Genomic DNA, 1,788 nt, shown 5'->3' on the forward strand with positions numbered 1-1,788 from the left:
GGATGCTGTTGGTTAATCGGTCCTCTGCTTTGTCCCGTCGAGCGCCAGCTCGACGGGACAAAGCGCTGCGAAGTGGCTGGTGCGGGTGCGGGCCCGGGGTGTGTCGGTGAGGTGGGCGTCGATGCGGGCGAGGTTGATCGCGGCTCCGGTGAGCTGGTGCTGGAGGCTGGTCTTTGTCAGGCCCCGGTAGCGGGACCTGCGCAGGCCACAGCGTCTAACGGCCTGGGAGATGGTGCCTTCGACGCCCGCGCGGATCTTGTAACGCTCTTTCCAGGCGTCGGTCTGCTGTTCGGCTCGGATGCTGCGGATGGCGTCGTGTTCAGCCTGTTGCTGCCGCAGCATGAGTTCCCGGCGACGGCCGGTGGCCGAGCTCACGCATGAACGCAGGTCGGGGCAGGGCCCGCAGCGGCTGTCGGGGAACCGCACCTGAATAACCGGCAAGCCCTTGGAATCAGCACGCGTGTACCACTTCGTGGCCGTGACACCGTTGGGGCAGGTCGCCTGCCGGCGTTCCCAGTCGATGGCGAACGCATCGAGCCCGAAGGCGCCCTCAGCCTGGGACGAGGTGTTGCCGGCCAGCGGGCCGTGCAGTTCGACGCCATGCTCGGCCCAGGTGGTCAGGACCTGGGCGGCGGTGGGATACCCGGCATCCACCCAGTGCTCCGCGGGCAAACAGCCCCGTGCGGCGAGGGAGGTGTGGATCTCCTCGTTCACCGCGCTGTCCGCGACGGTGGCCACGGTGGTCGCCACGTTGGTGACCAGGTTCGGGGCGTCCTCGCCGCAGGTCTCGGTGAGATGAATCTTGTACCCGTCCCACATGGTGTTCCGTTTGACCCCGACACGGGCATCGGGGTCAAAGGGAGTGACCAGGCGATTCGCGCCTGGCGGCCGGTCTTTTGGGCTCCTTCGAATCACCTCACCGTCCACCAGGCAAAAGCTCTGGACCCATACCTGCCGGAGGGTCTCCACCTCCTCCAGCACCCGCAGCCCCTCGGGCGCATCGACGGTGAGGACCGCCTGGAGCAGGCGCATACCGTCCCGGCCGATCCGCGTCCCCACCTCATCCCGCTTCACGCGAGCCTTGGGGAACCGGGACTCCTCGGCCCGGGTGGCGTAGTGCCTGAACCAGTCCGGCTCCGCGATCCGGGCCAGCCACTGGGGAGCAGCCTGAGCCAGCGCGTTCAACGCCGCCCGAAGCGTCTCCGCCACCATCTCCAGCCAGCACAGCTCCCGCGCCGACGACAACACGTGCGAGGAGTCCGTACGGGCCCGGCCCACGCTCTTGAGCAGCCCCTTCTCCCAGGCCGCGGTCAGCACACCGTCCAGCACCCGCCGCCCGCCGTCCGCACCTGCCAGCCGGTCCCTGAACTCCGACAGCACCGAAAAGTCGAAGCCAGGATCGTCAAGGTGAAGCCCGAGCGCGTACTTGAAATCGATCCGCGCACGCACCGCCTCCGCGGCCTGGCGGTCGGTCAGCCCCTCCACGAACTGGAGCACCGACAGCAGCGCCAGTCCCGCGGGAGACCAGGCAGGCCGCCCCCGGGAGGCGAACAGATCCGCAAAGTCCTCGTCACGGAACAGCACCCCCAGCTCGTCCCGGACCCGGATCGCCAGACTCCCCTTCGGGAACGCGGCCCGCGCCACCCGCATCGTCTCCGCCGGAATCTCCCCCGAGCTCCTCGGCTGCAACGACATCGCCATCACCCCACACAAAACGTCGGTCTCCACGACCACAACCGGATCGTGGAGACCGACGTCACGCGAGGGCCGAATAAACCAACAGCATCC

1 protein-coding gene is annotated in these 1,788 nt (G+C 68.2%); it reads right to left on the bottom strand.

From position 1 onward, the window contains the following. Nucleotides 1–12: 12 nt before the first annotated feature. The gene (locus IH45_RS0142560) at nt 13–1,695 is read right to left on the bottom strand and encodes an IS1182 family transposase (RefSeq protein WP_030682543.1); all 1,683 of its coding nucleotides are present in this window, start codon (nt 1,693–1,695) and stop codon (nt 13–15) included. Nucleotides 1,696–1,788: the final 93 nt, after the last annotated feature.

This window comes from Streptomyces rimosus subsp. rimosus (assembly GCF_000720725.1).
GTDB lineage: Bacteria > Actinomycetota > Actinomycetes > Streptomycetales > Streptomycetaceae > Streptomyces > Streptomyces rimosus_A.